General features: G+C 70.1%; 18 protein-coding genes. 5 read left to right on the forward strand and 13 right to left on the reverse strand.

Going from position 1 to position 18,698, the window contains the following annotated elements; genetic code table 11:
• Positions 1-272: 272 nt before the first annotated feature.
• The gene (locus tag AB0B45_RS18375; RefSeq protein ID WP_358131857.1) at positions 273-695 is read right to left on the reverse strand and encodes a hypothetical protein; all 423 of its coding nucleotides are present in this window, start codon (positions 693-695) and stop codon (positions 273-275) included.
• 288 nt (positions 696-983) lie between these two features.
• Between AB0B45_RS18375 and AB0B45_RS18380 the strand changes: the two genes are divergently transcribed.
• Together AB0B45_RS18380 and AB0B45_RS18385 are read left to right on the forward strand one after the other, a co-directional pair.
• A complete protein-coding gene (locus AB0B45_RS18380; RefSeq protein ID WP_358131859.1) occupies positions 984-1,226 on the forward strand; it encodes a hypothetical protein in 243 nt (80 codons plus the stop codon).
• Positions 1,216-1,479, forward strand: coding sequence for a helix-turn-helix domain-containing protein (locus tag AB0B45_RS18385; RefSeq protein ID WP_358131861.1), 264 nt, complete (start codon positions 1,216-1,218; stop codon positions 1,477-1,479). Before AB0B45_RS18380 ends, AB0B45_RS18385 begins: the two co-directional genes overlap by 11 nt.
• Positions 1,480-1,516: 37 nt before the next feature.
• Here the strand turns inward: AB0B45_RS18385 and AB0B45_RS18390 are convergent, their stop codons facing one another.
• From AB0B45_RS18390 to AB0B45_RS18400, 3 genes are read right to left on the reverse strand one after another with little or no spacing between them, the layout of a single operon-like run.
• A complete protein-coding gene (locus AB0B45_RS18390) occupies positions 1,517-2,743 on the reverse strand; it encodes a hypothetical protein (protein WP_358131863.1) in 1,227 nt (408 codons plus the stop codon).
• Positions 2,740-3,405: an ABC transporter ATP-binding protein gene (locus AB0B45_RS18395; protein ID WP_358131864.1), complete on the reverse strand. Its 666-nt coding sequence runs from the start codon at positions 3,403-3,405 to the stop codon at positions 2,740-2,742. Before AB0B45_RS18395 ends, AB0B45_RS18390 begins: the two co-directional genes overlap by 4 nt.
• Positions 3,398-3,904 carry a PadR family transcriptional regulator gene (locus tag AB0B45_RS18400; protein WP_358131866.1) on the reverse strand — a complete coding sequence of 169 codons (507 nt, stop codon included), beginning with the start codon at positions 3,902-3,904 and terminating at the stop codon, positions 3,398-3,400. Before AB0B45_RS18400 ends, AB0B45_RS18395 begins: the two co-directional genes overlap by 8 nt.
• Before the next feature lie 352 nt (positions 3,905-4,256).
• Here AB0B45_RS18400 and AB0B45_RS18405 point away from each other — a divergent pair, with 352 nt between their 5' ends.
• Positions 4,257-4,556 carry a hypothetical protein gene (locus AB0B45_RS18405; RefSeq protein WP_358131868.1) on the forward strand — a complete coding sequence of 100 codons (300 nt, stop codon included), beginning with the start codon at positions 4,257-4,259 and terminating at the stop codon, positions 4,554-4,556.
• 315 nt (positions 4,557-4,871) lie between these two features.
• Here the strand turns inward: AB0B45_RS18405 and AB0B45_RS18410 are convergent, their stop codons facing one another.
• The 4 genes from AB0B45_RS18410 to sigJ form a co-directional block, all read right to left on the reverse strand.
• Positions 4,872-5,591 (reverse strand): MerR family transcriptional regulator, encoded by a 720-nt coding sequence (locus AB0B45_RS18410; RefSeq protein ID WP_358131869.1) that lies wholly within the window; start codon positions 5,589-5,591, stop codon positions 4,872-4,874.
• 38 nt (positions 5,592-5,629) lie between these two features.
• Complete coding sequence (locus AB0B45_RS18415; protein WP_358131871.1) at positions 5,630-7,054, reverse strand: serine hydrolase domain-containing protein; 1,425 nt, start codon at positions 7,052-7,054, stop codon at positions 5,630-5,632.
• A gap of 471 nt (positions 7,055-7,525) precedes the next feature.
• Complete coding sequence (locus AB0B45_RS18420) at positions 7,526-8,545, reverse strand: hypothetical protein (RefSeq protein WP_358131872.1); 1,020 nt, start codon at positions 8,543-8,545, stop codon at positions 7,526-7,528.
• 71 nt (positions 8,546-8,616) lie between these two features.
• On the reverse strand, positions 8,617-9,504 hold the full coding sequence (sigJ, locus tag AB0B45_RS18425; RefSeq protein WP_358131874.1) for an RNA polymerase sigma factor SigJ: 888 nt from the start codon (positions 9,502-9,504) through the stop codon (positions 8,617-8,619).
• A 138-nt stretch (positions 9,505-9,642) separates the two neighbouring features.
• Between sigJ and AB0B45_RS18430 the strand changes: the two genes are divergently transcribed.
• Entirely contained in the window at positions 9,643-10,818 is a 1,176-nt protein-coding gene (locus AB0B45_RS18430) for a serine hydrolase domain-containing protein (RefSeq protein WP_358131876.1), read from the forward strand.
• A gap of 84 nt (positions 10,819-10,902) precedes the next feature.
• Here AB0B45_RS18430 and AB0B45_RS18435 read toward each other — a convergent pair whose 3' ends face one another.
• The 3 genes from AB0B45_RS18435 to AB0B45_RS18445 form a co-directional block, all read right to left on the reverse strand.
• Positions 10,903-12,231 carry a class II 3-deoxy-7-phosphoheptulonate synthase gene (locus AB0B45_RS18435; RefSeq protein WP_358131877.1) on the reverse strand — a complete coding sequence of 443 codons (1,329 nt, stop codon included), beginning with the start codon at positions 12,229-12,231 and terminating at the stop codon, positions 10,903-10,905.
• A gap of 140 nt (positions 12,232-12,371) precedes the next feature.
• The gene (locus AB0B45_RS18440) at positions 12,372-13,538 is read right to left on the reverse strand and encodes an FAD-dependent oxidoreductase (RefSeq protein ID WP_358131879.1); all 1,167 of its coding nucleotides are present in this window, start codon (positions 13,536-13,538) and stop codon (positions 12,372-12,374) included.
• 40 nt (positions 13,539-13,578) lie between these two features.
• Positions 13,579-14,526 carry a LysR family transcriptional regulator gene (locus tag AB0B45_RS18445; protein ID WP_358131881.1) on the reverse strand — a complete coding sequence of 316 codons (948 nt, stop codon included), beginning with the start codon at positions 14,524-14,526 and terminating at the stop codon, positions 13,579-13,581.
• Positions 14,527-14,601: 75 nt separating this feature from the next.
• Here AB0B45_RS18445 and AB0B45_RS18450 point away from each other — a divergent pair, with 75 nt between their 5' ends.
• Positions 14,602-16,866, forward strand: coding sequence for a M64 family metallopeptidase (locus tag AB0B45_RS18450; RefSeq protein WP_358131883.1), 2,265 nt, complete (start codon positions 14,602-14,604; stop codon positions 16,864-16,866).
• On the opposite strand, the gene AB0B45_RS18455 is transcribed toward AB0B45_RS18450, so the two are convergent.
• Both AB0B45_RS18455 and AB0B45_RS18460 read right to left on the reverse strand, forming a co-directional pair.
• Positions 16,863-17,861: an aminoglycoside phosphotransferase family protein gene (locus AB0B45_RS18455; protein WP_358131885.1), complete on the reverse strand. Its 999-nt coding sequence runs from the start codon at positions 17,859-17,861 to the stop codon at positions 16,863-16,865. The genes AB0B45_RS18450 and AB0B45_RS18455 overlap by 4 nt on opposite strands.
• Positions 17,840-18,667, reverse strand: a complete 828-nt coding sequence (locus AB0B45_RS18460) for an aldose 1-epimerase family protein (RefSeq protein ID WP_358131887.1) — start codon at positions 18,665-18,667, stop codon at positions 17,840-17,842. Before AB0B45_RS18460 ends, AB0B45_RS18455 begins: the two co-directional genes overlap by 22 nt.
• Positions 18,668-18,698 lie beyond the last annotated feature (31 nt).

Here is an 18,698-nt window from a genome sequence, read left to right on the forward strand (position 1 = left end):
ATTGGTCGTATCGGCACAGCCCCGCTCTGCTGCCGCCGCCGCAGTAAACGGCGGGTTTACTGCGGCGGAGCGGCCCATTACCTGTGGAAACCGGACAGCCGATGCAAGATCAGGTAACCGCGTTTACTGCGGTGAGCGCGTTGATGATCAGGTTGACCACGATATGTACCGAGCAAAGAACTGCGACATGATGAAGCGGTCCAAGTCACAGCGAAGGCCACCAGCTCCGATAGCGCAGCCGACCTGGAGATCCGCTCGGCGCCCGATCTGGGTTAGCCGCAGTTGCCCCACGTGGAGCGCCCGCCGACGGCGCGGGCGCCGGTGGGGCCCTCGATGGTGGCCGAGTACTTCACGCACGCGCCCTTGGCATTGGCGTAGACCGGGCCGCCGTAGTACTTCACGGTCTCGCTCAGGCCGTAGCTGCTGCCGCCCTGGACCGTGAGCGTGACGTTGGTCCAGGTGTCGGTGCCGACATAGTTGCTTTTGACGACCGAAACGCAGTTCTTGCCGGTGCTGCTGTTGTAGGTCAGATACACGGTCCCCCAGACGTTGGTGTAGTTGTGCATCTCGCTCTGGTGAACGATGTTGTATCCAGCGCCGCAGTAGGCGTCCGCGTTCGCGGCCGTCGGGACCGCCACGAACGAGGTGGCGGCGACCAGGGTGAACGCGGCGGCCGTGAGGGTCTTCCTGAGCACGTAGATCCTTCAATCTGCTGGCATTTCGGTCAGGACTCTTACTGCCTTTTTACCATATGTTCGAAATATCAAGATCCATAGGTGAAGCGGGCCTCACCCCAGTCGGCGTGATCGTTGCCGTCGCCGCCGTCGGCGACCCATCCATCACCAACAGATCGAAGCGCCGAGCCGCAGGTGGGGCCAGTCGCACAAAGGCGCGGATTCCCGTGCTGCAGCAAGCCCTGTCGAGATCCACAACTGAACTGGAGGATGGATGCGACACACAGACGGCTACGGAGCAGAACCAAGATGAGCGCAGATCATCTTGACGGGGCTGCCGACAGACGTCACCCCAACGCGCCCACCACGAACCTCGCCGAACTTGCCACCGAGATAGCCAACTACCTCATTGAGGCCAAGAGCGCATTCCACCTCCTGGAAGCCCAACTCATCGATCGCGGCAGAATCCGATACACCGTGCAGGCCCCGGACGGCGGCAAGCTGGTGCTGACAATCACCGACCCCGGCGCCGGGGCAGGCGATGCCCGGTGAAGCACCGCTCCTTCTCCTGCGCCTACTTGCGCAGCTTGGGCCGGTCGTTGCGGGTGCTGGCCGTCTCTTCGACGATCTCGCGGCAGTGGGCGCCTTCGAGGGCCTGCATCTGCGAGAGGTGGTCTTGGGCGCGGGTGGAGACGCGGGCGTAAAGGCGCAGGGCGGTTCGCTGGGAGAGATCGCCGCGAAGACCGGCATCCCCAAGACCTCGCTGCACCGTTACCTTTCGCTAGAGAGTCCAGACGACGCCTGACCGGAGGGTGATCCGATCATCCACTACGGGATCGTGGTCATATCCGCGTCTCAAAACGGAGTGCGCCGCGCAACAGGGGGCGTGCCGCCAGGGCGACGAGCACCGCGGCGAGCACCCCGACGCCCGCCATGGCCACGGCCCTGGCAGCCGCCCAACCGAGCCACTGAACTTGGTAGACGTCCAACACGGTCAGGACCACCACCGCAACTCCCGAGACGGCCGCCACCACGCAGACCGGCAGCGCGGCGATGACCGCCTGCCGCACGAGCACTCCGCCCAGCGCCCGCTCCGGCACCCCGGAGGCGGCCAGCGCGGTGAACGAGCGGCGAAGGTCGATCAGTTCCTCCGCCTGGTGCACCACCAGAGCGACCGCCGAGGTCACCAGGGCCACCAGGAGCGCGACGTCCACCAGAGCGTGGGCCTGGGAGTAGCCGACGCCGGCCTGCTGGGCCCCGGCCCCCGCGCCGAAGAACACCGTCAGGCTCACCACGGACAGGGCCCTGGCCCACGCCCGCGGATCCGCCTCGACCAGCCGCGCAGCCAGCAGCGCCTCCGCCGACCGGGCCCGCCGACCGGCCCGGCGGGCGTGCGCCCTGATCAGCCAAGTCGCGGCCAGGGTCACGCCGAACAGCAGCAGTACCAGCCCGGCTGCCATGGCGACCGCGGACCCGTACTTACCGACGAGCGGGAAACGGCCCTTCACCACGGCTCCGAGAACGAAGAGGCCGATGCCCGCCGCGATGAGGAGCAGGTCCCGCACCCGCGGCTCCCGCACGCGCGCACGGCGGGCCACTCCCAGCGGCGAGGCGACGACGTGTCGGCCGGCGCGTGCCCCCGACAGGACCCCGCCGAGCGTCACCAAAGCCACGACCACCGGCACCTGCGGCAGCGGCCCGGCGAGATGGGTGACCACGTAGAGCGCGCCGCCGCCCAGCGACCCGCCCAGTGTCAGCAAGCCTCCTTCCAGGGCGCCCAGCCGCCGCACGTCACCCGGCGTCGCCCCCGCCAGCCGCAGGGCGGCCAGCCGCCGCTCCCTGGTGGCCGAGGCCAGCCGGTTGGCCTGGTGGACCAGGCCGGCGACCGGCACGGCCAGCAGGGCCAGGCCGAGCCCCGTCAGCGAGCCGCCCTCATCCTGGTAGTCCGCCAGGCTGACGGCCGTGCAGACCAGGAACGTCGCCACCGCCGCGCCCGCGGCGACCAGCCGGGCGCGTACCCGCTCGGCCCGCGAGCGTCCCCTGTTCAACATCCTCAGCACGGCGATCATCGGTCCACCCCTGCCAGCACCGCTCCGTCGCGCAGGGCGATCTCCCGGTCGGCGTAGGCGGCCACCCGGTTGTCGTGGGTGACCAGGACGACGGCGGTATGGCTGGTGCGGGCCGCGCCGAGCAGCGCGCTCATCACCTGCTCGCCGCCGAGCGTGTCCAGTGCTCCGGTGGGTTCGTCGGCGAAGACCACGCGCGGACCGGTCACCAGCGCCCGCGCGACGGCCACCCGCTGCCGCTGCCCCCCGGACAGCTCACCAGTGCGCTGGTCGGCGCAATCGGACACCTCCAGCCGGGCCAGCCATTCCGCCGCGACGGTCATCGCCTCCTGCCTGCCGTGCCGGTTGAACAGCATCGGCAGCGCGACGTTCTCCGCCGCGGTCAGCTCGGGCACCAGCTCGCCGAATTGGAAGACGACACCGAAGCTCTCGCGCCGTAAATTGGTCAACTCCGCCTCGGGCAGCGTGTCGATCCGCCTGCCGTCCAGGACGACCTCGCCGGACTCCGGCCGGACGACCCCGGCCAGGCAGTGCAGCAACGTTGACTTGCCCGCGCCGCTCGGCCCCGTGATGGCGACGATCTCGCCCTCCGCGATCTCCAGGGAGACGCCGGTCAGCGCCCTGGTCGGGCCGAACGACTTGCCCAGGCCCCTGGCCTCAAGCATTGCTGTCCTCCTTTATCCGCGCGAGCGCGGTCTCGATCCAGCGCAGGTCGGCGTCAAGGTGCTGGAGCGCGTAGTCGGCCGCCAGCACCTGGGCGGGCGCGCCGGACGCCTTCTCGGCGGTCAGCTCCCGCATGCGGGACAGGTGCGCCTCGCGTTGCCGTACGAGATAGCCGTCGGCGGCCTTCCCCGCGACGGCGACCCGGGCGAACAAGGGGCTGGCGATGTACGGCGCCGACGGCTCGACGGTGTTCAGCCACCGCTCCAGCTCCGCCCGGCCGCTGTCAGTGATCGCGTACAGGGTGCGCTCGGGGCCGCCCTCCTGCTGCGTCTCGGCCACCTCCGCCAGACCGTCGCGTTCCAGGCGTTGCAGCGTGGCATAGACCTGTCCGTACGCCAGCGGCTTGGCGCCGGCGAGGCGGTGATCGTGCTCCTTCTTGAGCTCGTAGCCGTGCTTCGGGCGTTCGACGAGGAAGCCAAGTAGCACATGACCGGTTGACATGATCGCGACTATACATTCAATGAATAGTCGCTTGCAACGGCGGGCCCCACGCCCACTTCGTCTCCATCCGCCCTTTTGGAGAGTGTGCAGGAGTTTCTCGCCGCCCAGGTGCTGCAGCCACATCAGAGATTCGTTGGGGCAGTTCACGCGCGGTCATGCTCGAGCCCTCGCGCGATGTCCGCGGTTCACGGCTGCAGCCCAGCAGCAGAGGGAGACTCCGCGGGACGGTCATCCCCCTGCGGAGCCCGCATCCGGCGAGGCCTCTGCAAGGTTCATGAAAGGGACTTGAAGGGAGAAATCGCTAGAAACAAGCATGCACAGCCATAAAAAGTATGGGACATGGAGGAACCTTATGATCAACTTCAAGCGCGCTCTCGCCGTCAGCGCGATCGCGGCCTCAGCCTTCGCCGTTCCGGTGACACTGGCGGGCAGCGCCGCCAGCGCCACCGTGACCGAGGCCGCCGCCCCGTCCGTCCAAACCGATGCCGCATCCCGCCCCTGTACACGCACACACCGCGACCGCGAGGCAGGCCGGCCCTGCCGGAGACCGGAGCGCAAGCCGTCGGACGAGCACCACACGCCCGACTGCGCCCATCCCGAACACCAAACCCATGGCAGCGATCCCTGCAACCCGGGCCCCGTCGGCAACTGATACCGGAGGAAGCCACTAGCAAGACCTTGACGACCGGGGACGACGTCGCGGGCCCCGAGAATGTCGCCTCGCAGTTCGACGACGGCGCCCAGCACGGGGCTTGATCGACAACGGAACGGCCAGTGGCGTTGGCAAGCCGACGCGGGCGGAGTTCCCGCCATCCGTCGGTCCGATGTCGGTGGGTGCGAGGTCCGCGCTGGGTGTCGTTAAGATCGGAAGATCCTGCCCACCGAACCATCACGCTCGGCCGGTCAGACCGAGATCAGATCCACCGGAGATCAGACACTCCCGACCGAGCAGCACACCCAATCGAGGCTAGCCTGTCACGAGTTGGGCCAGGCGGTCCCAAGCTGGGGATGAGGCTCCGCGCTGGGATTGCGCGGCCAACCGGGCGATGGCCGGGTTGTGGACGGAGCGGGTCTCGGATCGGCCGGGGTGATTGGTGAACCAGTTCCGGGTACGGTCCGCGAGGCCGGGCAGGCGGGGGTCGTCCGGCGACCAGTCGTAGGCGGCGTCATGGTCGAGGTAGAGGGCGCGGAACTCGGGATCGGTCATGAGCTCGCGCTTCTCGGCGATCCACAGCGAGGCGTCCTCGGGCGAGGCCGTCTGCATGAGGATCCAGCCGTCACGCTCCACGCGGATCGCCCGTTCGCTGACGCCGAACTTGCGCAGGTCGTCGAGAAAGTCGGCGACCTCGGGGGAGACGAAGAGCCGGTCGCCGCCGCGCAGCTGGGCGAGCTGGTCGCGGGTTCGTCCCAGCTGCGCGATGCGGTCCTCAAGGTCGTGATCGATCTCGGCGATGGCCGCCGTGAGCGTCTCCGGGTCGGCGTCGAGGAGGTCCCTGATGCGGGCCAGGGGCACGCCCGCGTGCGCCAGGGTCCTGATCTTCATGAGCTTGATGGCGTGCTCGGCGGTGTAGCGCCGGTAGCCGGACGAGTCGCGGTCGGGTTCGGTGAGCAGACCGCGCTCGTGGTAGTGGCGGATGGCCTTGATGGTCACTCCGGCGTAGTCGGCGAGCTGGCCGATCGTGAGCATGCTGGACATCCTTCCACCCGGCAGGTCAGTCGGAACGGTCAGGCCCGGCGGGTCAGGCGGCCGCCGCCGTTGCGGAAGCGCGCCTGGCCGTCGCGGACGTCGTGGTAGGAGACGAGCAGCAGCCGCAGGTATCCGTCGAACGCCTCCAGCGGGTAGCCGGCGGGCGCGAAAAGCCCCGGCCGGATCGGCACGTAGCGCTGCGGCGGGGCGGAGGTCGTGCCGCCGGCGAACTCGGTGAAGATGCGCTCCTGCGATTCGTCCGCCGGTTCGTAGGTCGTCCGCTCCTCGAGCTGGCCGTCGACGATGCTGACGTCGATGCGGAGCTGGTTGGAGCGGTAGGTGCCCACGTAGGGGGTGAGGTCGACGTCCTGCTCCATTTCGGTGACCAGCTTGGGGATCTGGACGCCGAGGTGCTCGCTCAGGAGCAACTGCAGGATCTGGTCCTGCAGCATGATCGCCCCCGGGTTGTTGCCGTAGGCGGCGAAGACCAGGTCGTGCTCGGGGAGCACGCACAGGAGGGAGACACCGCCGGGCGAGGCGCCCGACATGGCCAGCACGGTCGTGTCGCCGAACGGGTACAGCACCCAGCCCAGGCCGATCGGCGGGGTGTTGGGGCTGTCCATGTCGTAGGAGACCTGCTGCATCAGGGCGGTCGACTCGGCCGACAGGACGCGCGTGCCGGAAGGCGACACCCCGCCCGCGAGGTGGGTGCGCCCGAAGGCGAGCAGGTCGGCGATGGTGCCGATCGGTGTGCCGCCGGCCGGGCCCCAGGTGTCGGGGAGCGTGAACATGTTCGTGGGCTTGGGCGCCATGGTCTCGAGGTCCAGGAAGTGGCCGACTGCCGTACTGCGTAGGATGGCCTGCTCGGCGGAGGTGCCGGAGTCCTTCATACCGACCGGGGCGTAGATCTCGCGTGCGAGCAGGTCGTGGAAGGGCAGGCCGGTCACCACTTCCAGCAGACGGCCAGCGACGATCATGCCACCGTTGGAGTAGCTGAGCTGCTGGCCGGGCTCGAACAGGGTGCCGCAGTTGCCCGCCAGGCCCTTGACGTAGGCCTTCAGGGCGTCGCGGCCCTTGTCGTCGGGGAAGTACAGGTCCGCGTCGATGCCGTTGGTGTGCCCGATCAGGTGCCGGACCAGGATCTTGTCCGCGGCGCCCGGCACGGCCAGCGCGAAGTCGGGAAGGTACTTCACGACCGGCGAGTCGAGGTCCAGCAGCCCGCGGTCGACCTGCTGGAGGACCAGGGTGGTGGTCAGGACCTTGGTGACGGAACCGAAGAGGAATCCGGTGTCCTGGAGCATCGGGGCGCCGGTGGCGAGGTTCGCGGTGCCGTGGGTGACGATGATCTGCTCGCCGGCGTGGTAGACGCCGGTGACGAACCCGGGAACGCCGTTGGCCTCGCAGTAGGCGGCCGCCTGCTCGCGGATCTGCGCTTCGACGGTGTGCAGTGCGTTGTTGTTCATGCAGAGCATCCTCGAACCTTGACCCTGGGGCAAGGTCAAGCCGGGAAGACGGAAAAGTCGGTGAGCTTGTTTGTAAAGCATGAAGACCCGTGGGTCCGTCGTGAGGACCCTTCGGTTTGGCGCGAGCTCTGGGACTTCGGTGGGTGTCGCTAACGGTCGCCCCACCAGGTACACGCGATTGCGTCGCCGCAGGTCAGAACCTGGTGAGGGTCGCTATGACGTCGACTCGGCCTTCGAGGCTGAGTGCGGAAATCAGCGCTGGCGACGTGGGACTTCTTCGCTCCGTTAGTGGTCTGTAGTGGGGCGTCTAGGGCGGCGGCTTTGTCGGCCTCGGTGGGCAGCGCGTAGCGGCGGGTGGTTTCGAGGGAGCCGTGGCCGAGGATCTCGGCCAGGTCGAGGCCGACGACTTCGGAGATGCGCAGGCGGCGAAGTAGGGCAGCAGGGCGATGGCTTTGTCGCGGCGGCCAGCGGTCAACTGGACGTGGCGGACGTGGCGGCGGGCGCGGCGTTCGTCCGAGGCGCGGGGCGCGGTGCGGCGGGCATGGGGTTTGCGGAGGCCGCGGTGGCGAGGGTGTGCGCCAGGTCGGTGCGCACGGTGTCGTAGGTCGGGGCCAGGACACGCAGGATCTGGGCGGCGGTGCGGGTGTCGCCGGTGGCCAGGGGATGCTGCAGGGCGCCGACGAGGCGGGCCTGGCGGGACAGGGTGGCCGCCGGGGTGGCGCATCCCACGCGAAGCAGGCAGGTGGCGGCGTCGGCGAGACGTCGGGCGCCGACGCGGACGGCGAAGTGGATGAGGTGTTCGCGGAGTTCCTCGTCACGGGCGTCGAGCCGGTCCGCCAGGGCGAGTGCGGCTTCGCCGTTCGCGAGGCTGGCCGGTGGCATAGATGGGTCCGGGTCGGCGGTTAGCCAGGTGATGGCGCGGGGCAGGGCGGCGATGATGGCCGCGGCTGTACTGATGTCGGTGACCCGGGTGAAGCCGGTGCGCATTGTGTACGGCTGACCGTACTCGATCGTGTCGGCGCGCCAGGCGTCGACGAAGTCGGTCAGCGGCAGCTGCGCGTAGGGGTAGCCCTGGGGATCGTGCACGGTGATGTGGTCGCCCTCGACGCCGACGGCGATGAGGTAGTGGTCGGCGCCGATGGGGCCGGTCTTGCCTGGCTGGTAGCGCAGATGTCCCATTTCGATCGGGCCGACCATGACCGGCCCGGCCTCCAACAGCGAGGCGAGCCGGTCGAGCGCGCGGCTCGCGTCGCCTCCGCTGAGGGTGTCTGCGGTCCAGCCGAGGGCGGTCAGGGCGTCTTCCACGCCGGTCTCCGGCGTCCAGCCGTACGGGTCGAAGAACGGCAGTGTGCCGCCGACGAGCTGCATGCCGAACGGGCTGCCGGTCACGGTTTCGATCACGGCCGGCTCGGGCGCGCCGGCTCCCATCATCATGGCCAGCGAATGCGAGTAGCAGTACGGGCCCGACCCCAGGTACGGAATATGGATCATCGCGGCAGCGTGCCAGTTTTCCCAGGAAAACACCACCTGCCTCGGCGGAACAGGCGATGGACGGGGAGGAGTCACGGCTCCAGGCCGGCAAGGTCGAGGCGGGCCAGCCGGTCGGGGTCGGACAAAATGTCGATCGTAGCGATCCCGCCGTCGGAGATGGTGAAGCTCATGACGGAGATCAGCCGGCCGTCGATGGTGTTGACCAGGCCGGCGAGACCGTTGATGAGCGCCGGGTGGGTGGCGGCGCTGGTGGCCATGCGCTGGAAGGTGGCGGCCTGTCCGGCCACGGCCGCGGCGCCGCGGATGACCTTCATGCCGTTGGTGAGCACCCCGCCGTCGGCGCGCAGCACCACGTCGGGGTCGAGGATGGACACCAGCGCGTCGAAGTCGCCGCCGCGCGCGGCGATCAGGAACGCGTCCACCACCCGGCGCTGATCGGCCCGGTCGGGGTCGGGGTTCGGGGCCGCGCCGCGGACCCGCTGGCGGGCACGGCTGGCGAGCTTCTTGGCCGTCGCCGGGGTGCGGTCCACGATGGGCGCGATCTGCTCGAACGGCAGGCCGAACATGTCGTGCAACACGAACGCCAGCCGTTCGGCCGGGGTCAGCGACTCCAGCACCACCAGCAGCGCCAGCCCCACCGAGTCGGCCAGCAGCACTTCGTGCTCCGGATCGGTGACGTCCTCACGGCTGATCACCGGATCCGGCAGGCGGTCCTCCAGCGACTCCTCACGCCGGGCCTTGCGGGCGCGGAGCATGTCCAGGCAGACCCGGCCGACCACGGTGGTCAGCCAGCCACCGAGGTTGTCGATGTCACCGGAGTCCGAGCGCGCCAGCCGCAGCCATGCCTCCTGGACCGCGTCCTCGGCCTCGGTCAGCGAGCCGAGCATGCGGTAGGCGACCGCCCTCAGATGGGGGCGGTGCCCCTCGAACTGGACAGCCAGAAAGTCATGGGGCTTCACGATCGCCTTCCTCTCCATCGGCAAACGTCATACCGGTGACGCATCAAACCAATGAAAGGTGACCGCAAGCGCACCGGTCACCTTTCCCCCGCGCCATCCGTCATGCGGGCGACCAACACTCACGAAAGGTTGCTGACGATGAGCAGGACGGATGTTCAAGGAACGGTGGCGGACGGCTTCGAGCAGGTGCGCGAGGTGTTCGGCGCGGTGGTGGCCGAGCAGGACGGCCAGGTGGGCTCGCAGCTGACCGCCTACGCGCACGGCCGGCAGGTGGTGGACCTGTGGGCCGGCGACGGGGTGAGCGGTGACACGCTGACCGGCGTCTACTCCTCCACCAAGGGCGCCGCGACGCTGGTGGCGGCCGTGCTGGTGCAGGAGGGGGCCCTCGGCCTCGACGAGCCCGTGGCCCGGCATTGGCCGGAGTTCGCCGCCGCAGGCAAGGACACGATCACGCTGCGGGACGTGCTCACCCACCGTTCCGGTGTCATCGGCGTCGACGGCGGCCTGTCGGCGGCCAAGCTCGCCGACGACGCGGTGATCGCGCGCCGCCTCGCCGCGCAGCGCCCGTACTGGCGACCGGGCTCCGCCTACGGCTACGGCGGGTTCGTCTCGTTCGCCATGGTCAACGAAGTGATCCGGCGTGTGACCGGCCAGTCGCTCCAGCAGGTCTACGACGAGCGCATCCGGACCCCGTACGGGCTGGACCTCTACCTGGGGCTGCCCGAGGCTGAGGAGGGCCGGTTCCGCCCGATCCAGTGGTGGACGGCCACGCCGGAGCAGGAGGCCGCGTTCTGGTCGAACGTTCCGGGCCCGCACAGCATCCTGGGGATCGGGTACGGGCTCAACAGCACTCCGCCGCTGGACCAGGCGGCTTTCGTCAACGACCGCGCCGTTCGCGCGAACGGTCAGGCGTCGGCCGGCGGGGTGGGCAGCGCGCGCGGCCTGGCCGGCCTGTACGCGGCGGCAGTCTGGGGCATCGACGGGCAGCCCCCGCTGCTCAGGCCGGACATCGTCGCGGAGTTCGCCCAGCTGCACTCCACCGGCGCCGACCTGGTCCGCGGCGACCAGGGCAACTACGCGCTCGGCTTCCAGGCCAAGGGCCTGCGCTACCCGTTCCTGAGCGCGAACGCGTTCGGCCACGACGGTTCGGCGGGCTCGGAAGCCTTTGCCGACCCGCGCAGCGGCATCGCCTTCGGCTACACGCGGCGCCGCTTCGGCTTCGGCTGGTCCTACCCCGAACACGACCGGCTCGCCGCCGCGGTGCACGACGCCGCGGCGCTCCACCGCGTTACGGCCCATGGAATGCCGGTTTGATACTCAGTTGGAGGGCGCATGGGTGTGCGGGCGCCGAGCGCCCGCCCCCAGAGCGAAGGGAGCGGGCGCGCGGAAACGTCAGCGTCAGACCGACCGGTACAGCTCAGCCACCCGGAACGCCAGGTCCAGCGACTGGCTCCGGTTGAGGCGAGGGTCGCAGGCCGTCTCGTACCGCAGCGCGAGGTCGCCCTCGACGATCTCCTGCCCGCCGCCCACGCACTCGGTCACGTCGTCACCGGTGAACTCGATGTGGATGCCGCCGGGGTGCGTGCCGAGCGCCCTGTGGACCTCGAAGAACCCCGCCACCTCGTCCAGCACGTCGTCGAGCCGCCGCGTCTTGTGCCCGCTCGGCGCCTCGAACGTGTTGCCGTGCATCGGGTCGCAGATCCACGCCACCTGGGCGCCGGACGCGGTCACCTTCTCCACCAGCGTCGGCAGGTGCTCGCGGATCTTGGAGGACCCCATCCGCGTGATGAACGTCAGCCGCCCCGCCTCGTTCTTCGGGTTCAGCTTGTCGACCAGCGCGAGCGCCTCCTCGGGCGTCGTCGTGGGGCCGAGCTTCACCCCGATCGGGTTGCGGATGCGGGAGAAGAACTCCACGTGCGCCCCGTCGAGCTGGCGGGTCCGCTCGCCGATCCAGACCATGTGCGCCGACACGTCGTACGGCAGGCCGGTGCGCGAGTCGACCCTGGTGAGCGCCCTGTCGTAGTCGAGGATGAGAGCCTCGTGCGAGGAGTAGAACTCCACCGTGTGGAACTCCTCGGGGTCGGCCCCGCAGGCCCGCATGAACGCCAGCGCCTGGTCGATCTCCCTGGCGAGCTGCTCGTAGCGGCGCCCGGCGGGCGATTCGGCCACGAAGTCCTGGTTCCACGCGTGGACCTGGCGCAGGTCGGCGTAGCCGCCCTTGGTGAAGGCGCGCGCGAGGTTGAGCGTGACGGCCGAGGAGTGGTAGGCGCGCAGCAGCCGCCACGGGTCGGGCTTGCGCGAATCGGCGGTGAACTCGAACCCGTTGACCATGTCGCCGCGGTAGGCGGGCAGCTCCACGCCGTCGCGGACCTCGGTGCCCTTGGAGCGCGGCTTGGCGAACTGTCCCGCGACCCTGCCGATCTTCACGACGGGGACCTTGGCGGCGTAGGTGAGCACGATCGCCATCTGGAGCAGTGTCTTGAGCTTGTTGCGCACGTTGTCGGCGGTCGCGCCGGCGAACGTCTCGGCGCAGTCGCCGCCCTGCAGGACGAACGCCTCGCCCCTGGCGACGGCTGCCAGCTGGTCCTTCAGCTGGTCGCACTCGCCCGCGAAGACCAGCGGTGGCAGTCCGCCGAGCTCGGCGACCACTTTCTCGAGCTCGCTGCGGTCGGGCCAGTCCGGCTGCTGGGCCGCGGTCATGGTTCGCCAGGAATCAAGGTTGCTCACGGCATACGAGGGTATTCCACCTGCCCCCCGCACGCCGACCTCGCGTCCACGTTGTGAGAAGGTGGCGGGCGATTCGCCGCAGGGCGGCGGCTCGCGAACGCCCGCCGCAGCGGCCTCGCGCGCCGGGCCGAACCGTCATGTCACCTCATGGCCACATGTTCGGGACGGACACCGTTGCCTATGAAGGTCCTGGCCAGCCTGTTGACCACGGGGATCCGCGTCAGGTCGGGCACCCGGGTCAGCCGCAGCGAACCTGACAGCGCGGGCTTGACGAGCCGCTTCTGCGCCACCTGCTGGGCGAACTGCGTCACCCTGGTCGGGAACATGCGCCGCCGCTGCACCTTGTGCACCGCGGAGGGGCCCTCCTTCAGGATGACGTTGGCCGCGGCGACCGCGTCCTGCACGGCCAGATTGATCCCCACCCCGAACACCGGCGTCATCGCGTGCGCCGCGTCGCCGATGCACAGGAATCCTGGCCGGTACCAGCGGTGCAGCCGGTTCAGCGCGACGGTGAGCGTGCTGACGTCGTCGAAGCTCTTGAGCTGCATGACCCGCTCGCCGAGGAACGGCAGCAGCCGGCCGACCCTGCGGCGCAGCTCCTCGATGCCCGCGGCGCGCAGCCGCTCGGCCCCGCCCTTGGGGACGACGTAGCCGAGCTGCCAGTAGGTCTCCCTGTTGATCGTGGCCATGAGCTGACCCGTCGAGACGCGCAGGAAGGTCTCGCCGGGGTCGGTGTCCTCTCGCGGCATCCTGAACCAGACGACGTCCATCGGCGCGCCGAGCTCCTTCGGCACCAGGCCGGCCGCCTGGCGCAGGACCGAGCCGCGGCCGTCGGCCGCGACCGTCAGATCGGCCCTCAGCTCGTGCTCGCCGTCCTCGTCGCGGTACCGCAGGCCGCGGACGGTTCCGCCCTCGCGGATCAGGCCGTACGCCTCGGCGTTCATGAGCAGCCGGAAGGACGGATATCTCGCGGCCTGGGAGGTGAGGAGGTTGAGGAAGTCCCATTGAGGCACGAAGGCGATGTAGTCGTAGCGTCCTGGCAGCCCTCGCAGGTCGGCCAGATGCCCGATCCCCGTGTCGGTCATCAGGTCGAGCCCGTACGCCTTGCGGTGCGGAATCCGGTGGAACTCCTCGGCCAGGCCCAGTTCGTCGAGCACCTGAAGGGTCGACGGATGGATGGTGTCTCCTCTGAAGTCGCGCAGGAAGTCGGCGTGCTTCTCCAGCAGCGTGACCTCTACGCCCGATCTGGCCAGCAGCAGGGCGAGCATCGCGCCCGCGGGGCCGCCGCCTGCTATGACACAGCGCATGAATTCATCATGCGTTGAGATCGAGGGATGCGCAAGGCACTCAGGCGAAGTCTGGCGGCGTGCCGTACCGGCTGGTCCAGGCCTGGTACGGCAGGCTGCGGGCGGCGACGGCGCGGTGCGCGGCGACGGCGGCGGCCAGCACGGTCGCCGACTGCGCCGCCACGGGGCCCGCGACGCGCCAGAGCAGCACGTGCCGCATCCAGAGCGGGTTCCCCCTGAGCGGCAGCACGGTCACCGAGGGCCCCGCCTCGTAGAGCGCCTGGCAGGCCGACACCGCGTGTCCCGCGCCGACCAGCTCGCGCCGGACCCCCGCCTCCACCATCTGGTAGCGCGCCCTCGGCGAGAACCCCGCCGCCGAGCAGGCCTCCAGGAGGTGCTCTGGCCACCCCATCCCGTCCGAAGGCGGCAGCACCCACTGCTCGCCCGCCAACTCCGCCAGGTCCACCTCGGTACGGCCCGCCAGCGGATGCCCCGACGACAGCGCCACGAAGACCGGCTCGACCGCCACCACCCCGAGCCCGAGCGAGGCGTGCGAGCGTAACGCGTGGCCCGGGTAGTCGGCCACGAGCGCGACGTCGAGCCGGTCGTTGGCCACCATGTCCACCAGGACCCTGACGAAGTGCTCGGTCTGCAGGGTGATGCGCGAGTCCGGCAGCGTCCTCGACAGGCTCTCCAGCAGCGTGACGACGATCGGGTTCTCGAAGCTGCCGACGCGCACCACCGGATGGGCGGGCGTGCGCGCCTGCAGCAGGTCGTCCACGCCTGCGATGATCGAGCGCGTCCTGGCCAGCACGAACTCCCCGAAGGCGGTCGGCGACACGCCCGTGTGGTCACGCTCGAAGACGGGTCCGCCCAGCGTCTGCTCGATGCGGCGCAGCTGGGCGGTCAGCGCGGGCTGCGAGACTCCGAGCGAGGCGGCGGCCTTGGTGACGCTGCCCTGGTCGGCGATGGTTCGCAGCACCCTCAGATGCCTCAGCTCCAACTGCATTTCCGGACCATAACACTGGAATTATCCCCATATGGGATGTCCCTGCGACCGCTGCGCAGGCCGATATTTCGGGGCATGCGGATATTTGTTGCAGTGGTGCTGGCCCTCGCGTGGCTGGTCCCGCTCCCCGCCCTTGCCGAGCCAGGCAGCGCCACGGTCACGCAGGTCCAGGTGACGGGCCCGCCCGCCAAGCGGTTCAACCTGATCATCATGGGTGACGGCTACACCGAGAGCGAGCAGGCGGCCTTCAGGGCCGATGTCGACCGGCACCTCAACGTGATGTGGTCCATCGAGCCGTTCAAGTCCTACCGCAACTACATCAACGTCTACCGCGTGGACATCGTCTCGGGGGAGTCGGGTGTCAGCTGCGACCCCGACCTCACCTCACCGAGGAAGAACACGCCGCTCAGCATGGGCTTCTGGGGAGGCTGCAACGCGTCGAGCGTGCAACGCCTGATCACGATGGACAACGCGGCGGCCACCCGCTACGCCAACCTGATCGCGGGGACCACCTCCGCCAACCGGCAGATCATGGCGCTGGCCAACAGCGGCACCTACGGCGGCGCGGGCGGCGCCTACGCCACGGCCTCCGGCAGCAACGCCATGTCCGCGCTCATCAGCCCGCACGAGCTGGGCCACTCGCTCGGCGGCCTGCAGGACGAGTACGACTACTACCAGCGCGGAGTCCCCGGAGGCCCCTACACAGGAGGCGAGCCGGGCAGCGCCCACCACAGCCTGCTCACCGAGCAGCAGATGAAGGACCAGCAGCGCAAGTGGTGGCGCTGGCTCGGCGACGACAGCGAGTCCGGCGGCCCGATCGCCCGCTACGAGGGCGGCATGTACGCGACCACGGGCGTGTGGCGGCCCAGCAGGCACTCCATGATGAAGACCCTCGGCTACTACTTCGACCAGGTCAGCCGCGAGGTCATGGTCAGGCGCATCACCGCCAAGACCGACGTCGTCCAGGACGCCACCCCCACCGGCGCGCCCGTGGGCGCCGACCGCGTGCTGTGGGTCGAGCCGATGCGCCCGGTCGGCCACGGCCTGGTCACCACGTGGAACGTCGACGGCAAGGACCTGCCCGGCGACGTCGACGTCCTCGACCTGCGCACGCTCGGCCTCACCCCCGGCACGCACACGGTCAAGGCCACCGTCACCGACCCGACCGGCTTCGTCAGGGACCCCGCGATCCGCGCCGCCATGACGGGCACCCGGACCTGGACCGTCGACACCGCGATCACCACCCCGCCCGACGGCGTCACGCCCGCCATCGTCTCCTCCACTCCGACCGACCGGCCCGTCGGCGGCGTCGACGTCGTCCACGTCGAGACCACCCACCCGGCGGCCGCCGTCCCCGCCGCGACCTGGTCGCTGGACGGCAGGCAGTTCGCCACCGGCACGGAGGTCGCGCTCAAGGGTCTCGCCACGGGAGCGCACACGCTCACCGCCACCCTCGGCGGCAAGACGCTCACCTGGAAGGTCGACGCCGTCGCCCCCACCACCGGCTACGAGCTGTCGAAGCCGCTGCTCAAGCCGGGCGCGGACACCTACATCTACAACGGCCCCTTCACCATGAAACTCACCGGCGACGACGACAACGACGGCTACATCGTCTCGGAGTCGCGCGTGGACCGCGACGGCTGGTTCAACTACTTCGGCTGGCCCACCTCGTCCGAGCTGCCGTGGACCTTCACCGAGACCGGGACGACCATCGACCACCTCGTCTACGGCAAGTTGCCCCGCGGCCGCCACACGATCGAGTACCGCTCGATCGACGCCTCCGGCAACCGCGGCCGGGAGCGCGCGTTCACCGTCACCACGATCGCCCCGCCGCCCGCCTGCACGACGACCGTCACCGGCGCGCACCGCGGCCCGCTGACCGTGCGCGAGGGCGTGACCTGCCTCGCGGGCGCCGAGGTCACGGGCCCCGTCACCGTACGGCCCGGCGCCTCCCTCGTGGTGAAGGGCGGCACGGTCAAGGGCCCGCTCACCGCCTCGAACGCCGCCGAGATCCACCTGCTCGACGCCGAGGTCGACGGCGCGCTGTCCGTCTCGGGCGGCACGCTCACCGTCGTCGGCGCCAGGATCCGCGGCGCCGCCGTACTGAACGGGAACCGGAGCGCGACCGTCGCGGGCACCTCGGTCAGGGGCGCGCTGACCTGCGCCGGGGTCACACCCGACGACCTGGGCGCGCCCAACACCGTCACCGGCGCAACCACCTGCCGCTTCGCCGAGCAGGAGGCCAAGGCCAGAACGCTGGGCGTCGAGGCGGCCCAGGGCTACGACGCGGTGGCCAACTCCGCCGAGCCCGAGCACGGCGAGGAGGGCCACCGGCACTAGAGCCGGTCGAGGACCTTGATCAGCGAGGCCGTCGCCAGGTCGCGCAGGGGAGCGTAGTCGGCCTCCGGGTACTGCCGGGGGCCGTTCTCCACCAGCAGGATCAGGTAGAGGTACGCGCGATAGAGGTCGAGCCGCCGGTGCGCCCCGGCAGTCAGCTCAAGCGGGCGCACCGCGCGGTACCCGGCCAGCAGCGGGTCGTCCTCGTCGATCTCGCCGAAGAGCGTCGGCGTGATCAGTTCGGCGAGCGGGTCGCCCCAGAAGGCGCGCTCGTGGTCGATGATCGCCTGGATGCGCGGGCTCCCCGCCAGGTCGAGGAAGACGTTGCCCGGCCAGACGTCGAAGTGCACCAGGTGCGGCGTGGTCACCTCGTCGAGCACGTCGGACGCGCTCTCCAGCACCGCCCTCAGCTCGGCGACCGGGCGGGGGAGCGGGGTGGCCGGATAGCGCAGCGCGTCGTCGAGCAGCGCCCCCGCCATCCGCAGGTACGCCTCGCGCCACGTCGAGCCCGTCAGGCCGTTGTGCGGGTAGCCGTACACCTGGCCGGTGACGGTGTTGAGCCTGGCCAGGTAGCCGCCCAGCTCGTGCCGCAGCGCCGCGTTCGCGGCCTCGTCGAGCGCGACCTGGTTCCACGGCGTGCCGTCGAGCGTGGACAGCACCAGGTAGTCGCCGCCCAGCACCGGATCGTCGAATCCGGCCTTCAGCAGCGCCGCGACAGGCACCCCCGCCGACGCCGCCAGCGGATAGGCGGCCGCCTCCATGCGCAGCAGGTCGCGCTCGTAGGTGAGCTGCTCCAGCTCGGGCGGCGGCGACAGCTTCAGCACGACGCTGCGGCCGTCGTCGAGCGTCAGCCGCCACACCGCGTTGGCGAAGCCGTCGGCCAGCTCCACCGCCTCGCGCACGTGCGAGCCGACCGCCCGATGGGCGAGCCAGGACAGCTCGTCGGCCGCTAACCTGCGCTTGGTCCTGCTCTCCATCAGCGGGCTCCGATCGTCCACGAGGCTTCGTGCTCGTCACCGGGCTCCAGCACGACCAGATCGGCGCCGGAGTTGAACGCGTCGGGCGGGCAGGTCATCGGCTCGACCGCGACGCCGACGTAGTCGAGGTGCCTGCCGGTGCAGACCTGCACCCACGGCAGCACCGAGGGGTCCCAGCTCACCCTGATGTCGTCGACGGTGACCTCGCCCGAGGAAAGCCCGGTGAAGGTGTGGTCGAGGCGGGCGTCGCCGAGCTCCCGGGCCTGCCCGAAGTCGTACGGCGTGCCCGCCACGTCCTCCAGCGCGCGCGGCAGCATCCGCTCGTCGGGGAGCAACACCTTCGAGGCGGGCAGGTGGAGCCGCTCGCCGAGGAGCCACGGGTGCGGGCCGCAGCCGTAGGGGGCGGCGCTCTCACCGGCGTTCCTGCAGGCGACCGTCGTAGTCAGGCCGCGCTCGCCGAGCCTGTGGGTGACCTGGAACGACAGGGCGAAGGGATAGCCGGGCGAGGGGGCTAGGTCGTGCGCCAGCCGTACCCACGACCGCTCCTGCTCGGCTACCCGCCACTCGGCCGCGTGGACGAGGCCGTGCAGGGCGTGGCCGCGCTCGGGCTCGTTGACCGGCAGCTCGCGGCGTTCGCCCTCGAACGTGTAGACGGCGCCGCCCACCCTGTTGGGCCACGGAGCCAGGAGGGTGCCCGCGAAGTAGGGGGCGGAGTTGCCTTCGGGCCAGCTGGTGAGCAGCTCGCGCGCGCCGTGACGCAGGCCGCGAACGGCGGCGCCGCGGGTGCTGATCTCGGCGGTGTAGCCGGCACCGGAAAGTGTGGGCACGGGGGGATTCCTTTCGACCGGGAAAGGATAC

It is taken from the genome of Nonomuraea sp. NPDC049152 (assembly GCF_040648355.1).
GTDB lineage: Bacteria > Actinomycetota > Actinomycetes > Streptosporangiales > Streptosporangiaceae > Nonomuraea.